Annotated in this window: 17 protein-coding genes; 10 read left to right on the forward strand and 7 right to left on the reverse strand. The window is 67.6% G+C overall.

Going from position 1 to position 23671, the window contains the following annotated elements; all coding sequences use genetic code 11:
- Nucleotides 1–701 precede the first annotated feature (701 nt).
- Nucleotides 702–1784: a hypothetical protein gene (locus tag Poly30_RS27520; protein WP_145205603.1), complete on the reverse strand. Its 1083-nt coding sequence runs from the start codon at nt 1782–1784 to the stop codon at nt 702–704.
- Between the two features lie 286 nt (nt 1785–2070).
- Here Poly30_RS27520 and Poly30_RS27525 point away from each other — a divergent pair, with 286 nt between their 5' ends.
- Both Poly30_RS27525 and Poly30_RS27530 read left to right on the forward strand, forming a co-directional pair.
- Entirely contained in the window at nt 2071–2799 is a 729-nt protein-coding gene (locus Poly30_RS27525; RefSeq protein ID WP_419190741.1) for an RNA polymerase sigma factor, read from the forward strand.
- Nucleotides 2800–3363: 564 nt separating this feature from the next.
- A complete protein-coding gene (locus Poly30_RS27530; protein WP_145205609.1) occupies nt 3364–4620 on the forward strand; it encodes a right-handed parallel beta-helix repeat-containing protein in 1257 nt (418 codons plus the stop codon).
- A gap of 32 nt (nt 4621–4652) precedes the next feature.
- Here Poly30_RS27530 and Poly30_RS27535 read toward each other — a convergent pair whose 3' ends face one another.
- Entirely contained in the window at nt 4653–4835 is a 183-nt protein-coding gene (locus Poly30_RS27535; RefSeq protein ID WP_145205613.1) for a hypothetical protein, read from the reverse strand.
- Nucleotides 4836–5251: 416 nt separating this feature from the next.
- Here Poly30_RS27535 and Poly30_RS27540 point away from each other — a divergent pair, with 416 nt between their 5' ends.
- Together Poly30_RS27540 and Poly30_RS27545 are read left to right on the forward strand one after the other, a co-directional pair.
- On the forward strand, nt 5252–6718 hold the full coding sequence (locus tag Poly30_RS27540) for a Gfo/Idh/MocA family protein (RefSeq protein ID WP_419190742.1): 1467 nt from the start codon (nt 5252–5254) through the stop codon (nt 6716–6718).
- Nucleotides 6715–8331, forward strand: coding sequence for a LamG domain-containing protein (locus tag Poly30_RS27545; RefSeq protein WP_145205618.1), 1617 nt, complete (start codon nt 6715–6717; stop codon nt 8329–8331). Before Poly30_RS27540 ends, Poly30_RS27545 begins: the two co-directional genes overlap by 4 nt.
- Before the next feature lie 9 nt (nt 8332–8340).
- On the opposite strand, the gene Poly30_RS27550 is transcribed toward Poly30_RS27545, so the two are convergent.
- A complete protein-coding gene (locus Poly30_RS27550; RefSeq protein ID WP_145205621.1) occupies nt 8341–9375 on the reverse strand; it encodes an eIF2B alpha/beta/delta subunit family protein in 1035 nt (344 codons plus the stop codon).
- 173 nt (nt 9376–9548) lie between these two features.
- On the opposite strand from Poly30_RS27550, the gene Poly30_RS27555 reads away from it, so the two are divergent.
- Together Poly30_RS27555 and Poly30_RS29010 are read left to right on the forward strand one after the other, a co-directional pair.
- The gene (locus tag Poly30_RS27555; protein ID WP_419190743.1) at nt 9549–10625 is read left to right on the forward strand and encodes a glycoside hydrolase family 43 protein; all 1077 of its coding nucleotides are present in this window, start codon (nt 9549–9551) and stop codon (nt 10623–10625) included.
- Nucleotides 10626–10740: 115 nt separating this feature from the next.
- Nucleotides 10741–11259 (forward strand): flavin reductase family protein, encoded by a 519-nt coding sequence (locus Poly30_RS29010; protein WP_419190744.1) that lies wholly within the window; start codon nt 10741–10743, stop codon nt 11257–11259.
- On the opposite strand, the gene Poly30_RS27565 is transcribed toward Poly30_RS29010, so the two are convergent.
- Both Poly30_RS27565 and rnhC read right to left on the reverse strand, forming a co-directional pair.
- The gene (locus Poly30_RS27565) at nt 11260–12948 is read right to left on the reverse strand and encodes a M48 family metallopeptidase (RefSeq protein WP_145205631.1); all 1689 of its coding nucleotides are present in this window, start codon (nt 12946–12948) and stop codon (nt 11260–11262) included. It lies immediately after the preceding gene.
- A 26-nt stretch (nt 12949–12974) separates the two neighbouring features.
- Nucleotides 12975–13883, reverse strand: coding sequence for a ribonuclease HIII (gene rnhC / locus Poly30_RS27570; protein WP_145205634.1), 909 nt, complete (start codon nt 13881–13883; stop codon nt 12975–12977).
- A 56-nt stretch (nt 13884–13939) separates the two neighbouring features.
- Between rnhC and Poly30_RS29015 the strand changes: the two genes are divergently transcribed.
- The 4 genes from Poly30_RS29015 to Poly30_RS27590 all read left to right on the forward strand — a co-directional run bounded on the left by Poly30_RS29015 (nt 13940) and on the right by Poly30_RS27590 (nt 17543).
- Nucleotides 13940–14410 carry a Rieske (2Fe-2S) protein gene (locus Poly30_RS29015; protein WP_419190745.1) on the forward strand — a complete coding sequence of 157 codons (471 nt, stop codon included), beginning with the start codon at nt 13940–13942 and terminating at the stop codon, nt 14408–14410.
- Nucleotides 14411–14550: 140 nt separating this feature from the next.
- Nucleotides 14551–15939, forward strand: coding sequence for a cystathionine beta-synthase (locus Poly30_RS27580; protein WP_145205637.1), 1389 nt, complete (start codon nt 14551–14553; stop codon nt 15937–15939).
- A gap of 48 nt (nt 15940–15987) precedes the next feature.
- Complete coding sequence (locus Poly30_RS27585; protein ID WP_145205640.1) at nt 15988–16809, forward strand: hypothetical protein; 822 nt, start codon at nt 15988–15990, stop codon at nt 16807–16809.
- A 242-nt stretch (nt 16810–17051) separates the two neighbouring features.
- Nucleotides 17052–17543 carry a response regulator gene (locus Poly30_RS27590; protein WP_145205643.1) on the forward strand — a complete coding sequence of 164 codons (492 nt, stop codon included), beginning with the start codon at nt 17052–17054 and terminating at the stop codon, nt 17541–17543.
- 80 nt (nt 17544–17623) lie between these two features.
- Here Poly30_RS27590 and Poly30_RS27595 read toward each other — a convergent pair whose 3' ends face one another.
- Together Poly30_RS27595 and Poly30_RS27600 are read right to left on the reverse strand one after the other, a co-directional pair.
- A complete protein-coding gene (locus tag Poly30_RS27595) occupies nt 17624–21085 on the reverse strand; it encodes a mechanosensitive ion channel domain-containing protein (protein ID WP_145205647.1) in 3462 nt (1153 codons plus the stop codon).
- Nucleotides 21086–21125: 40 nt separating this feature from the next.
- Nucleotides 21126–23600 carry a sulfatase-like hydrolase/transferase gene (locus tag Poly30_RS27600; RefSeq protein ID WP_145205650.1) on the reverse strand — a complete coding sequence of 825 codons (2475 nt, stop codon included), beginning with the start codon at nt 23598–23600 and terminating at the stop codon, nt 21126–21128.
- Nucleotides 23601–23671: the final 71 nt, after the last annotated feature.

Genomic DNA, 23671 nt, shown 5'->3' on the forward strand with positions numbered 1-23671 from the left:
GGCTCTCTCGCTTCAGGACAAGATCGTGGTCCCAAAGTCCAGCCGCCCCTGGACGTAGACACGGCCGAGGCGGCCTCTTCAGCGGCACCTGCCGCCTTCGGCTCCTTCCGAACCACTGGACGCGGCACCACTTGATCACACCATGATGAGGCCGAAGCCGATCGCGGCCCCGGGGGGGGCGGGAGCCCATTCATATCACTGGCGAGCTACCCGTCTTCGAGTGGTGTGATCCAAAAGTTCGCGCCATTTCTTCGGCCCCCTTCGCGCTTCAGCTGCGTTGCCGAACCTTGGGCGGAACTTTGATGCCATTGGGGTTTGGCGCAACGCCGCGAGCGCGGATCCTGGCGGTGCTCGCGGAATCGCATTCTGTGGCGCAGACTCCTAGCCTGCATTATTCACGAGTTTGCTCCACCAGTGCGTTCAAACCGCGGCGTGGCAAGGAAGACGACCGAACGAAGCGGAGGCGGGCCCGTAGGCCCGTCGAGCATTCTGTGAGGGAGCCCGCGAAGCGGGCGGCAGCCAAAGGCTGCCGTCTGACGCCGCCACGGCGTGGTTTGGGCGTGCTGGTGGTGCAAACTCGTGAATAATGCAGGCTAGCCCGGACGATTCATGAGATGAAAGCACCAACACGCCCAAACGACGCCGTGGCGGCGTTTGGGCGCCCTGGTGCTTCCCTCTCGTGAATTGCCCAGGCTAACGACTCAGTTGAATGTGACTTCCACGGCGTTCGTGAAGTTGGCCGAGTTCAACCCCATCGGGTCGACGTCCCGGTGCCAGGCCTGGAAGTTCCAGGTCTCACCGGCCATCACGGCCACCAAGCTGTTGTTCAAGGGAACCACCGTGAGGTCCGGCGAGAACGTAGCCGACCCGGAGGCGTCCGCCTGGAAGATCTCGCCGGGGGCCATGTAGCGAGCAATGGAGCCGCCGAGGCAGAGAATGCCCTCGCTGACGAAGATGGGGTTTGGCGCCTTGGTCAAGGACATCAGCGCGATGCCGGACAGCAGGGGCGGCATGTCCCCCATGATCATCGTGACGTCGTTCGAAGCCGCGATGTCGGAGCCCACCAAGGTCAGGGTGGACTCGACGCCGGTGACGTTGGGCAGCGAGGTGCAGTAGGTCGAGCCGATGACGTTTCCGATGAAGGGCTCAATGCAGATGTTGTCCAGTGTGAAGCCCGTGCTGACGAAGCCTCCCGTGGCGGTCGTGGCGATAAAGAGGGAGTCGGGAGCGCCGCACGCAGGCACGCCGGCGGGGTTCCACGGGCCGGTGTGCACCATCGTGCCATTGATGAGGACGCTGTAGTCGCCCTGCAGATTGACCTGGATCTCGGCCGTGTTGCTGAGGCCGCCCGTCAGCGAAACCGGTGCGCCGGGTGTATCGAGGCTCGTGGCAAGGCGGATAGGCGGCGGACCGAAGGGGGTGACGGTAGCCTGGATCGAGATAGACGCGCGGAATGCCCCGGCTGCCGGGCAGCCGATGCTAAACGTCGAGTCCACGTCGGCGCCGAAGTCAAAAGTGATCCGGAAGCGATCCGGGAATGCGATGCCCGTGAGGTCGCCCGTTGCGTTCTGAAGGGCGTTGGCTGCGAAGCGGACAGAGGCAGAGTTGGTTCCCGGGTCCGCTGCGATGATGGGCACCGTCGGCGAAGTGGAGGTCCAGTAGCCAAGGTCGGTGACGGGGTTGCCGGGCTGCACGCTGCTGAACGTCTCGTTCAACAGGTCGCACTGGGCCGAGGCAAAGCCGGGAACAGAAAAAGCTGCAAGTGCCAAGAAAGCTGACTTCATGATTCGTGTGTCCAGGGAGTAGAGCCGCTGCTGAATGAAACGCCCCGGAGCGCAGACGTTCTGGCTCCAGATGGGGGGGCGCAGCGGACGAACACGATCGATGTGGAGTCGCAGCCACGCGTGGCCACACGAACCTGGTGAAAAGTCGAGCCTGCCAGCTCGCTTCACGCGCCGGTCAGATTCCTCCGGATAGCTGAGGCGATTGCCTTCGAGCGTCGAACGAACCAGAGAACCTCGGTTCCACACCGCCCGTTCCCTCTGAGTTTCCTGCGACTCGATGCAACCCATGATTCAGCTGAAGACTTCTTCTCACCGACGATTGGCTGGCGAGCCCCCAGGTACTCAGCTGGTTGCATGGTCGCACGCCGAAGCCGTTTCTTCTCCCGGCTCAGAAGCGCCGATCGGCCGGGGCCACCAGGCTGATGTTGCGCTCGTCCAGCTCGCCGTTGCAGGGGACCGCCGTGCCGTCCTGGACCTCTCCAAGCGACTGGAGGGTGCCCGGCGTCTCACGGCGATCCGCGCGACGCGCGTCGTCCTACGCGGTCCCTTCGACCTCGATGATGTGGTCCAGGATGTGCTGCTCCAGGCCTGGTCTAGCCTCGATCGCTACCAGGGCCGCAGCTCGATCGAAGGCTGGCTATGGGGCATCGTGGTGCACGTGATGAACGCCTATCAGAAGCGCCAGCTTCAGGAGCAGGACCAGCACGCTCTCTTGTCGGCAGACCGACGGGGCGACGTCGAAGCAGCGGAGGATAGTCCGTCAGACCTGCCGAGGGTTGCGTCAGCGGTGAAGGACGCGCTGCTGCGCCTTCCGGCCACGACCCGCGATATCGTCCTCTTGCGAGCGGTCGAAGGCCTCACCTACAAGGAGATCGCTCGCCAGCGACAGATGAGCCCGCGCGCCGCCCGAGGCCGCTACCAGCGAGGGGTGGATGCCGTCCGTGAGTGCACGGGAGAACGCGCCCAGGGGCGCTCTGGAACTCCAAGCGGGGTGTCGATGCCCGCACCACCGTAGCCGGGGGCCCGATTCTTCGCTTCTCCCATCCTCACCGGCCACGCGGGAGCGCCCGAGCGGCCATCGGCCTCTTCGGTGAGCCGAACTCGCCCGATCTCCCCCTCTCCGAACGGCACCGCTGGATCGCTTCACCACGACCAGCAGCCAGCACCCTCCCCAAGGCGCTGGCTGTTCTTGTTTCATCGAGCACGATGCCCCGCGCGCCGCTGTTCCGCAGCTTTCTACTTCCCGAAGTCCAGCCGCCCCGTGATGTAGACACGGCTGACGCGGCATCGGTCTTTCGGACCTCGGCCTCTGCCGGTGGGGAGCGGCTCTGCCCTGGCGAGGACGGGTTTCCCCCACCCAGCCATTCGGATCATCTCCTCGCCGCCACTCTCACTCCCGCTGGCACCTTCCGCGCTATCTCCGGGGTATAGCGCCCGGCGAACGAGGCGCGAGCAGCTCCCGCCCCGTCGAGAAGACGTTCCGCGAGAATCCCGAACTCTCACGTGACGGATCAGCACCTGGCCAGATCCCCTGACCTACGCAGCTCGCGCGCCTGACCAACCTCCACCGCATCCCATCATGAAACTCGATTTGACGACCCGCTCGCGACCGGCACTCGTCGTGCTCTCACTCGCCTGCGCCGCGCTCGCGGGTCCCCTTGCCGGCACGGCTTCCTGCGAGGTCCTTTCCGTGGGACCAGGCAAGGACTTCCCCTCGATCTTCGCCGCCGTCGCAGCGGGTCAGAACGGCGACGTGGTGCTCGTGGAACCCGGGACGTATGGATTCTTTGGGCTCATAGGAAAAGGCATGAGCGTGATCGCCGCCGGGCCCGGGGTCTTGGTAGACGGACAGGTTCGCATCCAGGAACTTGCGCCAGGACAAAGGGTCTCCCTCCAGGGCATCCTGGTGGCTGCTCCCTATACGGAAGCTCTCACCGTCGCGAACTGTGCCGGCCCCGTGCGAATCGAATCGTGCGCATTCGACGGCGGTTTCGAGGGCGGCAGCGTCCTTGGGGCGCGCGTGCTGAACTGCCTCGACGTGGCAATTCACGGCTCACGAATCGCGGCCCTCAACCCTGCTTGCTTCGTGGACTCATTCGGGGATTGGATCTGCCTTGCCGGAGGAGATGGGCTCTTGATCTCACAGTCGACGGTGGTGCTCGAGGATTCGGTTTGCATCGGAGGAGGGGCTTCCTACATCGAACCATTTCCGCAAACGGAGGACGGGAAGCACGGGATTCGCCTCGAGAGCGGAACGCTCCTCATCCGCGGATCAAGCTCAACGGGCGGCTTCGGGTCGTATCACATGGGCTATACCCCTGGCAACGGGGGTCACGGCGTCTACGTGGAGGCGGGCGCACTGCTTCGCACTTTGGATTGCGGCTTCGCCGGCGGCGCCCCTGGCTACAGCTTTCCGTCCACCATTGGCGCACCCGGTCAAGGCCTCTACGGCCCTGGTTTGGGCGCGATGCAGGCTCTCAACGGTCTATTCCCACGAACCGTCGCCACGCGCGTGCTTCACCCAGGCCAGCCCCTGACGATCGACTTCAACTTTGTACCCAACGCTCGGACCGATCTTTTCGTCTCCGCAACGGACGCATCCATCTTCGTGCCCGCGCTCAACGGCAATCTGCTCCTTGGAGCACCACTGCTCCGGGGTCGCTTCCTGGCCGGGCTCACGGACACATCGGGCGCCTTGCAATGGACCATCTCGGCGCCTCCCCTTGGGCCGGGTAGGGACTCACTTCGCCTGCTGTTCCAAGCAGCACACCAGGATCCGCTGACGGGCGCGGTCACGATCGGTGCGATGCAAGAAGTCCACATCGTCCGCCCCTGATCCATGGGTGCGCGCCCCCCCGTCGGGCCGGACTATCGGGGGTGAGCCTCGGACTGGATCTCGACGGTGAAGCCCGACGTATCGAAAGCGCTGCGCGAGACGTACGTACCGTCCCGGTAGAAGGAGCGGAGGTGAACATTGAGTCCCAACGTGGATTCAAAACGCTGCGTCGATCTCACGGCGCCGACGTCGAGCCGGACCGGTGGATCGGCCATTCCAGAGGAACGGGCCGATCAAGTTCGAAGTGGGTCGCGCGCAAGGCGCCATGGCTACGCTTCGGCTCCGAGACGTGGCTCGAGCTGCTGGCCAGAACTCCTACACCATCACCGACATGGCAGGCTGCAACCGCTGGTCGACCAAAGCCAGACGAGCCTCCACCCCTTGGACAGGAGCTTCTGGAAGGTCGGGTGCGGACGCGCTCCGCATCGAGTTCTGCGACTGATCTGACCCGCACATGGGCGGCCACGCCAACCTTCCACCCGATGTGCTCGGCAAACGGAGGGCCGCTCGCCGATTTGTCGAGCGGGCCCTCTTCGCGGTCCGGCAACCCGTTCGCTGCCGCGTTACGCTGGGAGCCCATGTGGGCCGACGCCGGCCTCACGAACGCGCTTCCCCCAAGCCCCCACGCGCCATGCAACCGATCCGCCGCCGAGAGTTCCTTCGCCATTCCGCCGCGAGCGCCGCGGTGTTCGCCGCGCCTTCCATTCGGATGGGCCGCCGCGCCTCCGATGATCTTCGCATCGGCGTCGTCGGCGTCCGCGGCCGCGGCTCCAACCACATCGACGCCTACGAGCAGATCGAGGGCGTCCAGGTCGTGGCGGTCTGCGACGTCGACGCCAGCGTCCTGGAGCAGCGCGCGAAGCAACTGGGGGACAAGACCGGACGCAACATCGCGAAGTTCACCGACCTGCGCGACATGCTGGCCAAGGGCGAGATCGACGCCGTTTCGATCGCCACGCCGAATCACCTGCACGCGCTGCACACGATCTGGTCCCTCGCCGCGGGCAAGGATGTCTACGTCGAGAAGCCGATCTCCCACAGCGTCTGGGAGGGCCAGCAGATGGTCGCGGCGGCGCGGAAGTACGGACGCATCGTTCAAACCGGCACGCAGGCGCGTTCGAGCACCGCGATCCAGGAGGCCATCGCCTGGCTCGATGCGGGCGAACTCGGCGCGAAGACCCACGCCTGGGGCACGTGCTTCAAGCCGCGCATGTCGATCGGCAAGGTCGACGGACCCCAGCCGATCCCGGAGTCGGTCGATTTCGCGCTCTACCAGGGCCCGGTCGGCGTGCAGCCGCTGGAGCGCCGACAGCTCCACTACGACTGGCACTGGCAGCACGCGACCGGCAACGGCGACCTCGGGAACCAGGGGATCCACCAGGTCGACCAGGCGCGCTGGGGCCTCGGGCAGGCCGATCTGCCGGAAGCGGTGATCTCCATCGGCGGCCGCTTCGGCTACGACGATGACGGTGATACCGCCAACACGGTCGTCACGTTCTACGACTACCGGCCCGCGCCGATGATCTTCGAGGTCCGCGGCCTGCCCCACGATCAGGCGGCGCAGGAGAACGGCGAGACCTGGCGCAGGGCGATGGATCGGCGCCTCGGCGCGTCGATCGGCGCCGTCGTGCACGCGGAGGAGGGGTACCTGCTCCTGACGGCCGACTACTCCAGCGCGCGCGCTTTCGACGCGGCCGGAAAGGAAGTCAAGGTATGGAAGGGGTCCGAGAATCACTTCCAGAACTTCGTCGACGCCGTTCGCCAGCAGGACGCGAGCCTCATCCGCGGTCGAGTCGAGGACGGTCACGTCTCGGCCGGGCTCTGCCACATGGGCAATGACTCCCTGGCCCTCGGGAAGGCCGCGTCGCGCGAGGAGATCGAGCGCGCGGTGGCGAGCGAACCCGCCCTCGCGCACGCCTTCGATCGAATGATGGCGCACCTCGACCTCAATGGCATCGATCTTGCGAACACTCCGCTGACGTTCGGTGCGTCCCTTCGCTTCGACACGACCACGGGCCGCTACATCGACAACGACGCCGCGAACCGGCACATGCGCGGCGTGTACGCCGAAGGCTTCGAAGTTCCCGAGATCTCATGACCCTGCTCCTCGCGTTCGCTGCGCTGATTCCCTGGCCCCAGGCCGGATCCGTCCAGGTCGACGTGACCCGGCCCGACTCCTTCCTCAACCGGGGCCTCAACCCGGATCTCAACCCGGATCTCGACCCCGGCGCCGGGCACCTCGCCTACGACGACGTACTCTGCCCGGGGGCCGAGCACCCGCTAGGGGACGAGCGTTTCTGGTACAGCGAACGCGGCGAGTGGAGCTTCGATGAGAGCGTGAAGGACGACGGGATCGGGAACCCGGTCCCTGATTCGGGCCCCTGCCTGACGTTCAAGAGCACGCAGGCCTACCGCCCGCGCGTGCGCAGTCCGCACAGCCTCGCGATCCTGCGCGGCTCCTACCTCGAAGGCCCGTATGCCTTCGAGGTCGAGGCGATGCAGACCGGCATCGAGACCCCGCACCGCGACCTCGTCCTGGTGTTCGGCTTTCAGTCTCCCGAGCAGTTCTTCTACGCTCACCTCGGCATGGTGCCGGACGCGACGTCCAGCAACGTGTTCGAGGTGAACGAGTCGCCGCGCCGACGGATCGGCGAGATCGGCTCGAAGGAGATCCAGTGGGGCCGCGGCGTCTGGCACAGGCTACGCGTCGAGTGCAACGGCCAGGGCCACGCGCGCGTCTTCGTCGACGACATGGCGTCGCCGCACTTCGAGGTCGACCTCAGCCGGCCCGCCAGCGGGCAGATCGGGTTCGGCTCCTTCGACGACGCGGGGGCGTTCCGGAACCTGAAGGTGTGGACGGAAGCAGAGCATCCGAACCTCCAGGACATGGCGGGCGCCCGCTCCGGCCTTGTGCGCCACGCGTGGGGAACGAATCCCTTCGGTGGTATCGCCGCGAGCACGCCCGGAAGCCCACCGGTCGCACACGTCCAGATCCACGCGGGCAAGAACCCGCTCTTCGCGGCTCTCGTCGATGTGGATGGAGACGGCGTCTTCAGCGCGCCCGCGGACCGCTGGACGCCGTCGGACGTGTCGCCGGCCCGGGATGTGGACCCGGAATCGATGCTCCCGCTGACAGAAGCGGCGATCACCGTGGATCGGATCGCCGTACAGCCACTACTCGGCCCGGAAGGCATGCTGGAAGCGCCCTATCGCTTCCGAACGAGCATCCCCACCGTGTCGTACGAGGAGTACCTGAAGACCAGCTATAAGCTACATAGCCAAGGCCACGCTCCGGTCGGCCCATGGACCTGGAGCACTGATCATGACGTGCGAGCCAAGAACGGACGGCCGACGCTGTGGGCGATGACCCCGAGCGATCAGCCCGAGAGCTGGCGCTGGGACGCCGAACTCTTCTCCGACCGCGCCGTCATGGAACGTCTCGCAAAAGACTTCACCCTCAGGCGCCGCGACACCGGACCGAAGCGCATGGGCTCGCCCCTCGTGCCTTTCGACGTGGCCCTCACGAAAGCAGACGTGAGTCGGAAGCCGATGCTCGCGATGTACAACGAACTGGGGCAGCTCCTCGGGCAAACGACCGAGATCGCCTCCCCAGAGGCTCTCTCGAGCTGGCTGGACGAGACCCTACAGGCCAAGCCGCTTGACATCAGGTTCTATGACTGCGGACGCTTCTACCCACCGCAGTTCAGGTAGTCGGAGCCCCTAACGAGACGCCGAAACGAGGCTCTTGACCGCCCGACGCGTCAGCTCCTGGGGGCCGAACAGGCCCTCGTCCGTCGCGTAGACGCCCGCCAGCTCCAGCGGGATGCTCTCGAACGACTGCGACTCGACCGTCACGCCGTGGGGAGCGCCCTCCCAGAGGTGCCATGGCTCTTGCTCCGACCACGCGGGTGCGGCCGTGGAGCCGTCGGGCGTGAACTTGTCGCTCGTCGCCAGCACCGCGCTCGGCACGTCCAGCTCCTGGGCACGCTCCAGGACGGCGCGCGTGCCGAGGCGTCCCACGAAGGCGCGCTGGCCGATGGCCTCGGTGCCGAGCCACACCCGATCGACCCGCTTGACCGCGTCCACGAGGGCCGCGTCGTAGATGAAGCGCACCACGAGGCCGCTGGCCACGAGGCGGCGCGCCAGCCGGCGGCCACCGAGATCCGGCCCACCCTCGGAGACGATGATCTCGGGCACGAGGCCCTTCGCCTGCGCCAGCTCGACGGCCCGCGCCACCGTCTCGGACCAGCCATGAACCAGAATGACCTCGCCGGACTCCAGCCCGGCCGCCGGGTGAAAGGCTCCCGTCACGAGCAGCTCCGCCCCGCAGCGAGCGCGATCGGGCAGGAGGTCGGAACCGACCTCCTGCCAGAGCGCACACTCCGCGCTGAGCGCCTCACGAAGCGCGGGGCTACCGTCGTCGGCCACTTTCCCGCACACGCGCTCCAGCGCCCCCAGGAATCGAGCCACGGGACCACGCCATCCGTGGGCCTCCCGCAGGAGAGCCAGCTCGTGATGGAGCAGCGTGTGCCCGACGGCAGCGTCGTCGCAACCTTCGTCGTTCAGCCAGTCACAGGCTTCCCGGGCCACCTTCCGTACGAGGTCCGCGGCCGTCAGCCCGCGATTCTCCAGCGTGGCCAGAAGGTCGTCCGCCAGGTCCCCCACCACGTGCGGCGTGATCTCCCCGTCGAAGGGTGGGGTCGTACCGGGCGGAGTCCACTCGAAGGTGGACATCTCTGGATCAGCGTGCGTCATGGGAAGAAGGAGGGTCGGCCGGGCCGGGGCCCGATTCTCTGCTTCCGAGATGGTGCGCGGCAAGGTTCACGTGAGATTCCCAGGCTCACAACGCAGCGGACTGGTCAGGTCCCGGCCAACCGTGTAGTCAGCTGCCTGGACAGCTACCCACCACCTCGAACGACATGGCTCCGATGATCCTCCCCCTCATGCTCTTGATCGGCCTGGCGCTCGCCGCCTCCCTGCCGGGATCCGCGACTGGCTGTCTGACTCAGGTGACACCCGCCACCTTCACGAACCCCGTGGCGAAGAGCGGCCAGGACCCCTGGGTGATCCACCACGACGGGATGTACCATTACATCTCCTCGCGCACCGTGAAGGCACCAGGCGAATCGGCGAGGCGCGGCACGGTCCAGATCGCGAGCTCCGCTTCCCTGCTGGGGGTCTTCGCCGCCGAGCCCGCTGTCGCATGGTCGCCGCTCCCTGGCACGCGGCACTCGAAGGAGCTCTGGGCGCCGGAGCTCCATCACCACGGCGACGCCTGGTACATCTACGTGGCCGCGGACGACGGCGACAATCACCATCACCGTACCCACGTGCTCCGTCGAACGTCCGCGGATCCGCGCGGCCCCTTCGAGCACGTGGGCGAGCTGGAGCTCCCGGACGATCGCTGGTCGATCGACGCGACGCTCGGCGAGATCGACGGCCAGCTCTACTGCGCCTGGTCCGGATGGCCAGGCTCGGAGAACGTGACGCAGAACCTTTACCTCTGCCGCATGGAAGATCCGGTCACGCCCATCGGCGAACGCGCCCTGATTTCCAGGCCGGAACTCGAGTGGGAACTCCGGGGCGGCCGGCCGGGCCTGCCCACCGTCAACGAGGGCCCGAGTTTCCTCCAGCACGAGGGCCGCACGTTCGTGATCTACTCCGCGAGCGGTTCGTGGTCGGACTTCTATTGCCTCGGGCTCCTGGAGCTCGTCGGGAAGGATCCGATGGCGCCCGGCGCGTGGCGCAAGCATCCGCAGGTCTGGTTCGCGAGCGGCAACGGCGTCACCGCCCCAGGTCACGCCTCGATCACGACCTCGCCCGATGGCGCCGAGCACTGGCTCGTGCATCACGCGGCGAAGCACCCGGGCGCCGGCTGGAATCGCCAGGTGCACCTCCAGCGCCTTCGCTTCGACGACGAGACGGGGCTTCCTGTCGCTGGCGAACCGCTGGCACCGGCTCAGCCGGTTCCCGTGCCATCTGGCGAGACGATCGAGACGCGTTGACGGGCCGCTGTTCGAGCGCGAACGGCCCCCGCACCTTGTGCGCGCTCCCGTGATTTCCCCGGCAACGCAGGCAGGAACGGGCGACTTTCCGCGCGCGCTGTGCCACCATTCCGGCATGACTGCTTCCGAGCCCACCGTGCCGTCCCCGGCGGACAGCGACACCTCGATCGGCGCCGCCCTCGGCCGCGTGCCGAGCGGCCTCTTCATCGTCACGACCGTCGACGCGAACGGCGCGGCCATGGGCTTCCTCGGCTCCTTCGTCCAGCAGATGGCGTTCACGCCGCCGACGGTCGCCGTCGCGGTCTCCAAGGAGCGCGGCCACCTCGACGCGATCCGCGCCAGCAAGCGCTTCGCCATCTCGGTCCTCGGCGAGAACGACAAGGGCCTGATGAAGCCCTTCTTCAAGAAGCCCGGGGACGGCTCCCCGTTCGATGACGTGGCGTCCCACGTCCCTGGCGACGGCCAGGGCGCGCCTGTCCTCAGCGACGCGCTCGCCTGGCTCGAGTGCCGGCTCGCAGGCGAGCACAACGCGGGCGATCACATCGTCGTCTTCGGCGTCGTCCAGAGCGCTTCGAAAACCCGCGAGGGTGAACCGCTCACGCACACGCGCAAGGACGGACTGAAGTACTCCTGATCAGCGCGCGGCGCTCTCTCGCCAGGCTCGCGCCGCCCGATCCAGGCCCCGCGGCGGCTCCGTCGCGCCGAGCTCCAGCCAGGCGTCCAGCTCACTCGCGAGCGCGCCCGCGTTCGGCACGCCGCGCAGCGCTGCCACCACGGCCAGGTTGCGCGCCGCCGCCGCGTCCCCACCGTCCAGCGCCGAGCGCAGCGCCTCGTCGAGGGCCGCCTGCACCGCGGCCCTGCTGCCGCTTCCGATCCGCGCCGCCGCCTCGGCGAGTTCTCGGATCTCGTCCGCGTCCTCACCCTCGAGCTTCGCCGCAAGCGACGTGGCCTGGCCGTACTTGCCGCGCGCCAGAGAAGCGACCGCGCGGTCCCGGGGCAAGGAGTCCATCAGGTCCACGAGCTGCAACCCGGCGCCCCCGAGCGCCAGCGCTCCGCCCGCGATCGAGAACAGCCGGAGCCGCTGTCGAAAGCGCGACACGAAGTCCTCGTTGCTGACGGTCTTCGCCAGGAATCGAATGCGACGTCCCACGCCGAAGTGACGCCAGCCTGACGCCTCGCGATTGCGACCGCCGACGCGCTCCAGCGCGCTCACGAGCGCAGGGAGATCCTCGACGGTTTGCAGGCTGAAGAGATCCGCGTCGAGTTCGAAGCGGCGGCTGAGCCAGCCGAAAGAGACGAACCACAGCGCGAGCGCCGCGAGGCCGACGGAGGCACCCGCCGCGACCCCGTGCGCCTCGATCGCCCAGCGCGCCGCGTAGTCACCGAGGAACACGAACCCGAGGGTCCAGCACAGGAACACCGTCACGTGCCCGCGGCGCGCGTGGCCGATCTCGTGGGCGTAGACCGCGCACAGTTCACGCGTGTTGAGGAGGGACAGAAGCTGATCCGAAAAGAGGACCGTGCGCCCTTTCGGCGTGAAGCCGACGATCGCCGCGTTCGCCATCAGATCGCCGGTACGCCACAGTCGAATGTCACGCGGCTCGAAGTTCGCGGCCTTCGCCACCTCGTCGAGTCGATCCCGCTGCGGACCTTCCGGGAACGGCACGGTGTCCCATGACCAGCGCAGAAGCCACGGCAGAAGCTGCGCCAGGATCAGCACCATGAGCCCCGTGAAGAGCACGGACGCAAGCCCGACGTGCTCGACCTGGACCCGCAGCCAGTCGCTCTGGCCGAGCAGCACCGACGCGCCGATGAACACGAAGATGGGAGCGAGGCACGCGAGGAACATGCGGCTCTGGAACGCGCGCAGGTGCCGCTGCGTCATCGGAGTCCCGCCGCCTGCGCGCACCGACGCGTCGATCGCGGCGAACTGGTAGACGACGAACGGCAGGAACGAGAGCCCGAGGGCCCCCTCGGGCCAGCCGTCCAGATCGAGCGAGGCCCCGGTCCATTGCCGCACCGCGTCGATCCAGCCGCCGAGGAAGAGCAGGGCCCCGAAGGCGATCCAGCCGGAGTTCTCCGCCAGCGTCTGGTGGACCTGACCACGCCGATGGTCGCCCTTCAGCGCTGCGCGGCGCGCGCGGCCCCCCAGCACGTAGGGGAGCGCCAGCGCGAGCACCAGGGCCAGCGGCGCCAGCGCTGATACGAAGCCGGTTCCGCCGCCCGCGAGCTCGGCGATCAGCGCAGGCAGGCTGCCTACACTGCCGCTCTGGGCGATGCCGTGCAGCAGGATGGCCGCGAGGACGGAGAGGATCGGAACCATGGATCGAAGGAAGACGGAGCCCGAGGCTACGCGCGGGCGAGGATCTTATCCGTGTTCTTGAAGTGGAGCTTCGCCGCGCCGCGCAGCGCCTCCTCTCCCTGGGTGCGCACCAGCGCCATGCCCACGGCGTCGACCGGCGCGCCGGCCCCCTTGTGCAACGCGACGCCGAAGTCCTCGGACAGCTCCTTCATGCCGAGCAGGAACTCCTGGCGCGCGAGGATGCTGGCGGCGGCCACGACCGGGTGACGCTCGGCGCGCGGCACCTCCGTCAGGCGCACCTTGGCCGAGGAGAGCGCGGCGCGCACGAGGCCGCGGCGCTCGAACTGGTCGACGAGCACGTTCTCGCCCGCGTGGGCCAGTGGGCGGATGACCTCGGCGTGCAGGTCGGCGAGGAAGGCGTTCAGCGCGGAATACGTGGGGTAGAGGGCGTTGTACTCGTTCGGGTCGACGCGGCGGATCGAGTGCTCAACCGTGTCCCGCAGGATCGCGCCGAGCTTCAGGGCGCGACCATCGGTGAGGGTCTTCGAGTCGGCGACGCCGAGGTCCCGTAGCTTCTGGATCCCGGCCTCGTCCGCGCGGACGGCCGCCACGACGAGCGGGCCGAAGTAGTCGCCCTTTCCGGCCTCGTCGCTGCCGGTGAGGGGCGGCTCGAGGTCCAGCACGGGATCGTCCGCCCCAGGCTTCGGCTTTTTCGCCGGCGCAGCCGCCGCACCGTCGACGCCGAGGTCCGTCCAGCGCGCCAGGAAGGCCTCGGGATCCGCCCCCTGAACCACGAACTTGCCCGATTCGTAGAGCGTCGCCACGACCCCCTCCCCCTTCACGCTGAAGGCCGCGTGGGGAACGCTTCGGAACTCGAACGCGCCGCCACCGAGGCGCTCGCGCAGGCCCTCGAACTGTCCGCGGGCGACCTTGGTGACGAAAGTGGACTGAGGCATGCTGTCAAAGTAGGACGCCGGAACGACGGAGCGCCGAAGAAGAGTAGATTGCCGGAATGAAGCCCGTGGATCCCGAGGAACCGGCCGTCTTCCGGACCGAGATGAAAGCCGAGGACGTGCGCGATCGAGGGCGGCTCGTGGAAACGCCGCGGGGGCGACTCGCGCTGATCCTGGACCGGCCTGCCAGCGCCTCCGGCTCAGAGGCAGGCGACATTCTGCCCTCCGCGCCGCGCCCTGCGGGCAAGATCATGGCCGTGGATCCCTGGTGCCCGCACATCGACGGGCCGCTCTGGGAGGGCTCGGCGGTCGGCGGGGAGATCGCGTGTCCCTGGCACCGCTGGCGCTTCTCGCTGGCGACCGGTCGATGCACCTGGGCACCCCGGGGAGACGCCGAAGAAGCCGCTGAAACGAAGATCCAGGTCTACAGGACGCGCCAAAGCGCCGATGGATTCGTGGAGATTCTCTTCGCGGAGCAGGCTAAAGGTCCCTCCGCGGGGCAGATCCCGGGACAACTCGGCTTCGATTAGCCCTCATTGCCCGAATCTCCCGTCTACACTGCGCGCCGCGTACTGCGCCCGGGTCCCAGGACCCCGAGCGCGAACGCCCCTTCCCCGCTTCCTCGGGACCCCACGCGAGTCCCTCCGCACGCCTCCATCAGTCAACCCCAATGGGACCCCTAGACACGATCCTCGATGCCATCGGCAACACGCCGCTCGTTGAACTCAAGAAAGTAGGCAAGGAGACCGGCTGCCGTTTCCTCGTCAAGTGCGAGTTCATGAACGCGGGCGGTTCGGTCAAGGACCGCATCGGTCGCCGGATGGTCCTGGAGGCCGAGAAGTCCGGCCGCATCAAGCCGGGCGACACGCTGATCGAGCCGACGTCCGGAAACACCGGCATCGGCATGGCCCTCGCCGCGGCGGTGAAGGGCTACCGCATGATCATCACGATGCCGGAGAAGATGAGCCGCGAGAAGCAGGTCGTCCTCGAGGCCCTCGGCGCCGAGATCATCCGGACGCCGAACGAAGCGTCGTTCGACAGCCCGGAGAGCCACATCGGCGTGGCGAAGCAGCTGCAGAAGATCATGCCGAACTCGCACATCCTCGATCAGTACTCGAACCCGGACAACCCGCTCGCCCACTACGAGGGCACGGCCGTCGAGATCATGGAGCAGACGAACGGCGGCCAGTTCGACTACTTCGTGGCGGGCGCGGGCACCGGCGGCACGATCGCGGGCTGCGCGCGCCGCTTCAAGGAGGACGCGCCCCACGTCCGGATCGTGGGCGTCGACCCCGTCGGCTCGATCCTCGCGGGCCCCGAGCCGATCGGCGGCTACAAGGTCGAAGGCATCGGCTACGACTTCATCCCCGACGTGCTCGATCGCAGCCTGATCGACGAGTGGGTCAAGAGCGAAGACCACGAGTCGTTCCTCATGGCGCGTCGCCTGATCCGTCAGGAAGGCCTGCTGTGCGGCGGCTCCTGCGGCACCGCCATGTGGGCGGCCGTCGAGGTCGCCAAGCGCGTCGGCCCGGGCAAGACCTTCGTCGTCATCCTGCCCGACAGCGTCCGCAACTACATGACGAAGTTCATGGACGATGGCTGGATGAAGCAGAACGGCTTCACGGAGTCGTCTTGGGAGCACGCGACGTGCGGTGACATGGTCCGCAAGCTTCCCCAGCGCGACCTCGTCGTGGCCTCCAGCGAGGAGACCCTGAGCGACGCGGTTCACAAGATGAAGCAGCGCGGCATCAGCCAGCTCCCCGTCATCGATGACGGCCGCCTCGTCGGGATCGTCACGGAAAGCGACCTGCTGTCCCGCCTCGTCGACAGGAACACCTCGCTCGATGCGCGCATCGCCGAGGTCATGTTCCGGAACGTCCAGACCGTCCACAAGGACGAGAACGCGACCGCCCTCATGACGCACTTCTCGAAGGGCAACGTCGGCGTCGTCGTGGACGACCACCATCAGCTCATGGGCATCCTCACCAAGATGGATGTCTTCGACCACCTTTCCTCCACCGTCGGTTCCGCTGGTGCCTCCGCTGGCGCCGCGGTCTGATCCTGCCCCCCCCTCGGACCCACCAAGTATCCCCCCATCTGCCGATCCATGAACTCCCACTCGATCCTCAAGGGCGCCGCGCTCGCAGCGCTTTGCTGCTCCTGCGCCGCCACCCTGGAGCAAGCGGACCTCACGCCGACGCCGCAGCGTCCGCGAATCTCCAAGAATACGAAGACCACGACGAAGGACTCCGTCGAGCTGGAGGCCGGGCTCACCTGGGACCCGAACGACTTCGTCGACACCCCGGCCACTTTCAAGTACGGCTTCTCGGAGACCACGGAAGTGATCGTGGAGACCGCGCCACTTCGTCGCTACGAGGTGGGCAACGAGACAGAAACCGGCATCGGCGATCTCGCCTTCGGCTTCCGCCACCGCTTCGAACCTACCGAGGACGGCGCCCCCACGTTCGGCATGGAGTTCGTCGGCAAGCTTCCGACGAATGACAGCAGCGATGAAAGCAACTTCAGCACCGGGGGACGCGACCCGCGAACCAGCATCCTGGGCGCTGCCAACACGGGCTCCACGGACCTGACGCTGGCGGGGATCGTCGAGCAGCAGCAGGGCGATATCAGCGTCGTTGGTTATGGCGCGATCAACGCGTTCGGATCCGGCGTCAGCGGCACGCTCTACCAGATGCTGCTCGCCTCCCACGCCGCCATGCCGCTGACGGATGCCGACACGGTGTTCGCGGAGCTCGCCTGGGCCCTCAACGAGTCCGTGCCCGACACCGCGATCCTGCAGGGCGGCATCTACCGCCGAGTGGGCGCCAACATGACGGCGGACGCCGCCCTCGGACTCGGCCTCAACGGCGACTCGCCGGGCCTTTTCTTCATGGTCGGTCTGTCGACGAACTTCGGCTACCTGCGGTAGCGCAGCGACTGAGCCCGCTTTCCGGAGCAGGCGAAGCGAAGAGGCCAGTGCCGGTCCCATCCAGGGCGCGCTGGCCTCTTTCGATTCCAGCAGCCTCTTGGACGCGCGTCCAGGCGATCGCGTGACCCGGGGCAAGGCACTCCTGTTCCAAAAGCGGCGCACCCAGCCGGCCTGTGCATGGCTTGTGTTAGAGCGAATCCTGCCGCTGTAGATCCGCACGCTCGCGATCCGACCCGAGGAGCATGCGAAACGGTCCAACCACACCAAGTCTCGATCGCCCTCTCCGAACTGGGACGTTCCTCGGCCTGCTGGAGCGGTCACGGCGAGACACTCTCACGGCTCCCCCGATCCGCGCCGCCAGGTTCGAAACATCCGAGGGGCGCGCTCGGGTCCTGCTCGTCGAGGACGACGTCTTCCTTCGACACGCGCTGAAGGAGCGGCTCACCCACGATGGCTGTGAGATCACCGAGCTCGGCGATGGCGTCTCCGCGCTCTGGTGCATCCTGTCCTGCCAGTACGACGCCGTGATTCTGGACCTGAGCCTGCCCAGTCGCGATGGCCTCGAGGTCATGGAGGCGGTCTCGGTCGAACGAGCGCTCCCGCCGGTCCTCGTGCTCACGGGCGCGGAGATGGACGAGCGCTACCTGGCCCGCGCCATGGGTGCGACCATCGTGCTGAAAAAGCCCTCACCCTACGCCGAGATCGCGGACGCGCTCGACCGACTCCTGTCCTGAACCATTCATCAAACTGCGTCGCCAGCACGCCCAAACGGCGCCATGGCGACGCAGTTTGATGAATGATCCAAGGCTATGAGTCAGCTTCGGTCGCGCACGAGCCCCTCGAGCCCGGGCGCCGACCGGATATGCAGATCCCTCTGCGGGAACGAGATCTCGATCTCAGCGGTGCGGAACGCGGCGTCGATCCGCATGTGAAGGTCGTGAAGCACGCGCGGCTTGATCTCCCGGCCCGTCACGAAGACGCGCAGCTCGAAGTCGAGCGAGGACGCGCCGAAGCTCATGAACACGACGTTCGGAGCGGGCTCCGCGACCGAATAGGGACAGTCCCGGCCCGCCTCCAGGAGCAGCTGGATCGCCTTCTCGGTATCGGAGCCGTAGGCGATGCCCACCTGGGCGGTCACCCGCGACACGGGATCCGACAGCGTCCAGTTGATGAAGCGACCCGTGATGAACTCACGGTTCGGAACGATCAGCTCCTTGAGGTCGCGATCGCGGATGGTCGTGGCACGGATCCGGATCTTCGAGACGACGCCCTCGATGTCGCCGAGGGTCACCCAGTCGCCGACGCGAACGGGTCGTTCGAAGAGGAGCGTGATGCCACTGACGAAGTTGGCGAAGATCTCCTGGAGGCCAAAGCCGAGGCCGACCGAGATACCCGCCACGAGCCACTGGAGCTGCGACCACGCCAGGCCGAGCTTGTCGAAGGCGAGCAGCACGCCCACCGTCGTGAGGAAGTAGCGAAGGAGCGTGGTGATCGCGTAGCGCTCGCCCGAACCGAGGTCGAGGCGCCGGAGCAGAATGATCTCCAGGAGCGAAGGGAGGTCGCTGACGGCCCGCCAGGTCACGATGAGCAAGATCAGCGCGAGCCCGACGTTCGCGAGCGTCACCGGCGCGTAGGTGTACGCGATGGACCCGGTCACGGTGTCGGTCTTGGCGACCTGCTGCTGCCACAGCTCCACGCGCTCGAAGGCGCCCAGCGCGGGCAGGACCGAGGACCAGATCCAGTAGGCGCCGCCGACCGCGATCGCGACCGTGGCCATGCGGATCAGGCTCTTGAGGTCGGACGAGATGGACGCGAGGTTGACCTCCTCCTGCTCGACCTCGAGGCCCTCCGACTCCAGCTCGGCGGTATCCTCGCCCGCGCTCCGCCGGCGCTCGATCTCGGCGAGCCGCTTGGCGCGCAGTTCCTCTCGCTTCTTCCGCAGCTTCTCCAGCGCTTCCCTGCGGCGGATCAGCTTGATCCAGCGCAGCGCGATCGAGCGCACCGTGACGAGCGCCAGGACGAGGCCCACCGTGATCTCCACCTTCCCGAAGAGGCTTCGAGCGGTGAATCCGTACCCCACGACAGCGAGCAGCGCCAGCATGCCGAGGCCGATCACCGCCAGCAGGAACCAGAGCCTGCGGAGCCGCGTGAGCAAATCCTCTGGCCCGGCCGAACGAGCGTTGAGCGCGAGAACGCCGCGCCTTGGATTCAGCACTCGCCATGTGAAGAGCAGCAGCGACCCGACCTCCACCAGGAACGCCACCCGGGCGAGGGCGTCTGCGGTCGAGCCCGCGTCGAGGCTCGCCATGAACTCCCCCAGCAGCGCCGCCGTGGGCATGACCGGCAGGAGCCAGTTGGTCTGCCGACGAACGAGCCGGACGGCCTCGGACTGGGCGTCGAAGTGCGCTTCCTCCAGACCGTCCTTGGCGGTGAGAGCACGCAGCGCACCGATGATGAGCGCCGCAGCCGCCGCGCGCGCGCACGCGACGCTCAGGGCGCGCATGATCTCGCCGTCCGTGTTCGAGGTCGCCGTCAGCCACGAGAGTCCGTAGAGCACCGCCGCATAGGGCGCCGCCACGATCATCGAGTATCCCGTGGCGCGCAGCGTGGGAAGGATGGAGACCTGGCTGCGCTGGCGCGCCAGCTCTCCTTCTTCGGCCAGAGCCCTCTTCACGCGCAGCCGCGCGGCGAGCAAGAGCGAAAGCGCGACGGCGAGGAGCACCATCACGAGCGGCCGACGGCGCATCTCCGCCGCAAACCACGCGGGCACGGAGGGCAGCTTCGTCAGGGCAGGGAGGCGCCGGAATTCCTCCAGCATGTCGACTTCCTTCACCTTCCAGAGCGGCTCCGAGCTCCGGATCCAGAGGATCCGCTCGGCGACGTAGTCCTCATAGACCTGGTGGCTCTCGATGGTCGACGTGTGCAGCTGGGTGATCGTCAGGAGCTGACCGCTGCGGTCCCCGAGCATCGCGGTCTCCGCGCGGAGAGCCGAGAGAAGGTCCTGCTTCAGCCGCTTGGCCAGCTGCGTGATCTGCTCTCCCGTCTGTCCGCTCGCCGAAGCCGCCTCGACGAGATCCTCGACGAAGCGATCGTCGTCGATGATCTCCCGCTCTCGCGACTCGACCTCGAACCGCGCGAGTTCGATCTCGGTCAATCGCTCGCGGTCCTCGGCGATCTGCGCACGCGTGGTCCGGCGGTCGAGCAGGCGAATCCGCTCCCGCCGCAGGTGCAGCCCCGTGTCCTTGGAGAGGCCCGCGATCTTGATCCGTCGCTGCGTCTTCTCGAAGCGCTTCCCGAGGTCCTTCTTCTGGTCCTCCAGTTCGTCGATTCGCTTGCGATCCACCTCCAGCTCGCCCGCGAGTTCCAGCGTGACGGCACGGCTCTTGACCAGCTCTGCGCCGAGGCTGGCGAAGGGCTCGCCCTGCATCGCGGCGGCCTCGGCCTGCTGGATCGCCTCCTGGGCCTTGCGCTGGGCGTCTCTCTGGCGAGCGGCGTTCAGGGACGACTCCAGAACGCTCAAGACGGTCGACTTCTCGGCCGCCGTTCGGCGAGCGAGTTCCAGCCGGGACTGCAGGAGCTGCTTGCGCAGGTCGAAGGTCGCTTCCTCGACGCGCAGCTCTTCGATCCGCGCCACCGTCGCCTGTAGCTCCGCCGTCTGACGGAGTCGGAGCGCGGTCCCGACCCGCTCGTCCACCGCACCCGTGGACTCGGTCCCGAGTTCGGTCTCCAGCTCGGCGCGACGCGCCGTCAGGGCGCTGAGTTCCTCGGTGATCGTGGCGCGCCGGTCCTGCGCCACGTCGAGCTCCGCCTCCAGAACCGTCAGCGCACGCCGAGCGTCGTCCGCGGCCAGCTCGGCCTCCACCTTCATGGCCTCGTGGTCCGTCAGCGCCAGCCCTTCCGTACTCGGAATCACCGGCTCCGAGGGCTGGTCGAGTTCGGCCTCGATGGCCGCGCGGGCCTCGGTCGCGCCAGCGGCGAGCGCCTCCAGCTCCTTGGCCCTGGACTGGGCGGCTTCGCGGGCATCGAGAGACTGAAGCGTGTCCTTGTAGATGTCCACCAGCGCCTTGCTGGCGTCCGAAGCGTCCGCTGGATCGAGCGCCTCCAGATCCTTCAGCTCGGCCGCAATCTCCTGACGATCGAGACGATCGCTCGCCGCGGGCACGGTGACCGGATCGCCGTCCTGCGTGGCCGCCCACGCGAAGGTCGTCCCCAGGGGCCCGAACCACGCAAAAAGCAGGAAGCCAGCAGAAGCAAGAACGGCGAGGGAACGGCTCATGGGCGCAAACTATCAGGGGACGTCCGTGCCCTGAGTACTTCTAGCGTTTCTTCTCTTCAGGCCTCGGGTCTTCTGGCTTCGGCTCGTCGGGCTTCGGGTCTTCGGTCGCGTCGTCGTCCTTGCCGACGTAGCCGATCTGCTGGAGCGTGGACGTTCCTCCGCTCCCCACGCCCGCGATGCCCGTCGGCTTCTGTTCTCTGGCGCTCCCCACGATCTCGCGGATCCGCTCGGCCGCGGCGCGCGCTTCCGCTTCGGACACGGTCACCACGTTCGAACGGGCGGCGGGATCGCTGCGGTCGTCGAAGTAGCGCAGGTCCGAGCGCGGCACCTCCTCCACGGGCAAGTCCGAGTAGCGCCACTGGGTCGTATGGGAGCCGCTGCGTAGACCGAAGAGCTGCTCGTTCCTCGGATACTGCGGCGACCACTCGCCCTTCGTGGTCTCGAAGAGCGCCTCGTCCGGCAGGGTCTCGTTCAGGATATCGATCGGACGGTCGAAGCCCGGAAGCGCGACGTCGCAGAGCGCGGCGATCGTCGTCGGCACGTGGCGGTTGGACACCACGCCCATGCGGCGCCCGGGGTCCGCGCCGGGCACGTGGAAGATCAGGGGAGAGCGCACGAGTTCGGGGAAGACGGTGTGCCCGTGGCCGCGGAAGCCTCGGTCGAGCAGCTCCTCGCCGTGATCGGACGTCAGCACGATGATCGTTCGATCGTCCAGCCCAAGCTCGTCGATCTTCTCGAGGAGCCTGCCGAACCACATATCGGTCGTGGCGACGCTCGTGTCGTAGAGATCGTTCGCATACTGCACCAGCTCCGGCGTGATCTCGGTGCCAGGATCGTTGGCGCTCGGGCGTCGGATGCCGTCCAGGCCACCCTCGGGCCAGTTTTCGGGCGCAGGCCCGAGGCCGAGGCGCTCCATCTGCGTCGGGGATGGCCGATGTGGCGTGTGCGGATCGACGAGGTGCAAATAGAGGAAGAAACGCAGCGGTGCGTGGGTTTCGAGCCAGTCCAAGGCCGCCGGCATGAGCTCGTCCGACATGCGGAACTCGGACCGCGTCTCGTCGAAGGTCTCGAAGCCCTGGTCGAAGTAGCGCGTCGACGAGACGATCGGATTGCCGACGAATGCGGCCGTCGTGTAGCCGCGGCCCTGGAGCGCCTCCGCGATCGTCGTGAGGCTCTGGGCGAGCGTGCAGGACGCGTTGCTCTTCACGCCGTGGGCGTCCGGCGGCAGACTGGTCAGGAGCGAACCGGTGGACGGCCACGTCCAGCTCGACGTCGTGTAGGCATCCTCGAAGACGATGCTCTCCTCGGCGAAGCGATCGATGTGGGGCGTCGTGTCCTTCGGGTAGCCGTAGCAGCCGAGGCGATCGAGGCGCTGGGTATCCACCACCACGTAGATCACGTTGGGTGCGTGGGGCGTGGGGACCCGGCGCGGCTGGCGAAGGTCCTGCACGAGGAACGCGCCGCCGAAGCCGAGCTTCAGCTGCTCCTTCGTGAAAGCGGCCGGGTCCAGGCCACCAGCGAGCTCGGTCTCCAGCTGGACCGTCTGTCCGGGCTCGACCGGAACGCCGCGCTGGCCGTCGACCTCGACGTGCCGCCACTGCATGTGGTCGACGTTCCAGGGCGGCCTCACGCGCTCGTGTTCGAAGGTCGTCTCCCAGGCCACCTGGCCGTCCACGCGCACGCGGTAGGTGACAGGCAGCGACTCCAGCCCCCCCGGCCCCCCCGGCAGCGAGTCGATGGACGACAGGTCGATGTCCACGGCCGCCTGAAAGCGAGCGCCCGAAGCGTCCGCAGGGACGACGAACCGAACCGTGGCGGGTGGCGGCAGGATCAGCGTGGGCTTGTCGCCGGTGTCCGCGTGCAGATCGACGATCGGCGTCAGCACGGCGGTCGTCACCGGGGCATCCGGTCGCTGGCTGACCACCTCCAGGAAGTCCATGCCCTTCTCCCCGGCCTCCGCCGCCATCCGCGTGGCGACGAGGTCCACCAGGATGCGCCGGACCGGCATCCCCTCCTGGCTGTTCTTCACGTGGCTCGCCGCGGCGAAGGGCAGGCCGAGCCCGATGCCGAGGCCGACCACCAGCGGTACGACACCCGTGAAGGGAATCCTCGAAAGACCGAAGGCGATCAGCGTCACTCCCACGGCGGCTCCGATCGCTGCGACTCCGATCCCCGGCAGCGGTTCGGGGTAGCCCGTCAGGTACGCGCCCGCCGCGAGGAGCGTCACCAGAAAGGCGATCGCGGTCGTCGACGCGCGGCGCGGCCGGGCCTCGCTCGCAAACATCAGAACGAGCGAGCAGACCACCCCGGCGATCAGAGCCTCGGCGAGCATCTCCGGCCAGCGCTCGGCGATGGCCAGGACGCGGTAGGAGACGGCGGCCTCGCTCAGGCCAGGCGCGTGCCCGAAGCCCGCCAGGAGCGCTCGGGCTGCCGCAAGGAGCCCGCCGAGCGCCAGCCCGAGCGGGAAAATGCCGAGCACGATGCTCTTGGAGGTCGTTTCACTCTCGGTGGTCATGCGGCCAGAGTACCACCGGCCATCACCGCCCAGTGCCCTGGGGGCAGACCGGGACCTGGAGGAGCCCCCAA

It is taken from the genome of Saltatorellus ferox, assembly GCA_007751475.1.
GTDB lineage: Bacteria > Planctomycetota > UBA1135 > UBA1135.

Bases quoted from the DNA above. Each gene is read 5' to 3' on its own strand.
- Poly30_RS27520 (WP_145205603.1), bottom strand. From the start codon at position 1,784: ATGAAGTCAGCTTTCTTGGCACTTGCAGCTTTTTCTGTTCCCGGCTTT.
- Poly30_RS27525 (WP_419190741.1), top strand. From the start codon at position 2,071: ATGATTCAGCTGAAGACTTCTTCTCACCGACGATTGGCTGGCGAGCCC.
- Poly30_RS27530 (WP_145205609.1), top strand. From the start codon at position 3,364: ATGAAACTCGATTTGACGACCCGCTCGCGACCGGCACTCGTCGTGCTC.
- Poly30_RS27535 (WP_145205613.1), bottom strand. From the start codon at position 4,835: ATGGCCGATCCACCGGTCCGGCTCGACGTCGGCGCCGTGAGATCGACG.
- Poly30_RS27540 (WP_419190742.1), top strand. From the start codon at position 5,252: ATGCAACCGATCCGCCGCCGAGAGTTCCTTCGCCATTCCGCCGCGAGC.
- Poly30_RS27545 (WP_145205618.1), top strand. From the start codon at position 6,715: ATGACCCTGCTCCTCGCGTTCGCTGCGCTGATTCCCTGGCCCCAGGCC.
- Poly30_RS27550 (WP_145205621.1), bottom strand. From the start codon at position 9,375: ATGACGCACGCTGATCCAGAGATGTCCACCTTCGAGTGGACTCCGCCC.
- Poly30_RS27555 (WP_419190743.1), top strand. From the start codon at position 9,549: ATGATCCTCCCCCTCATGCTCTTGATCGGCCTGGCGCTCGCCGCCTCC.
- Poly30_RS29010 (WP_419190744.1), top strand. From the start codon at position 10,741: ATGACTGCTTCCGAGCCCACCGTGCCGTCCCCGGCGGACAGCGACACC.
- Poly30_RS27565 (WP_145205631.1), bottom strand. From the start codon at position 12,948: ATGGTTCCGATCCTCTCCGTCCTCGCGGCCATCCTGCTGCACGGCATC.
- rnhC (WP_145205634.1), bottom strand. From the start codon at position 13,883: ATGCCTCAGTCCACTTTCGTCACCAAGGTCGCCCGCGGACAGTTCGAG.
- Poly30_RS29015 (WP_419190745.1), top strand. From the start codon at position 13,940: ATGAAGCCCGTGGATCCCGAGGAACCGGCCGTCTTCCGGACCGAGATG.
- Poly30_RS27580 (WP_145205637.1), top strand. From the start codon at position 14,551: ATGGGACCCCTAGACACGATCCTCGATGCCATCGGCAACACGCCGCTC.
- Poly30_RS27585 (WP_145205640.1), top strand. From the start codon at position 15,988: ATGAACTCCCACTCGATCCTCAAGGGCGCCGCGCTCGCAGCGCTTTGC.
- Poly30_RS27590 (WP_145205643.1), top strand. From the start codon at position 17,052: ATGCGAAACGGTCCAACCACACCAAGTCTCGATCGCCCTCTCCGAACT.
- Poly30_RS27595 (WP_145205647.1), bottom strand. From the start codon at position 21,085: ATGAGCCGTTCCCTCGCCGTTCTTGCTTCTGCTGGCTTCCTGCTTTTT.
- Poly30_RS27600 (WP_145205650.1), bottom strand. From the start codon at position 23,600: ATGACCACCGAGAGTGAAACGACCTCCAAGAGCATCGTGCTCGGCATT.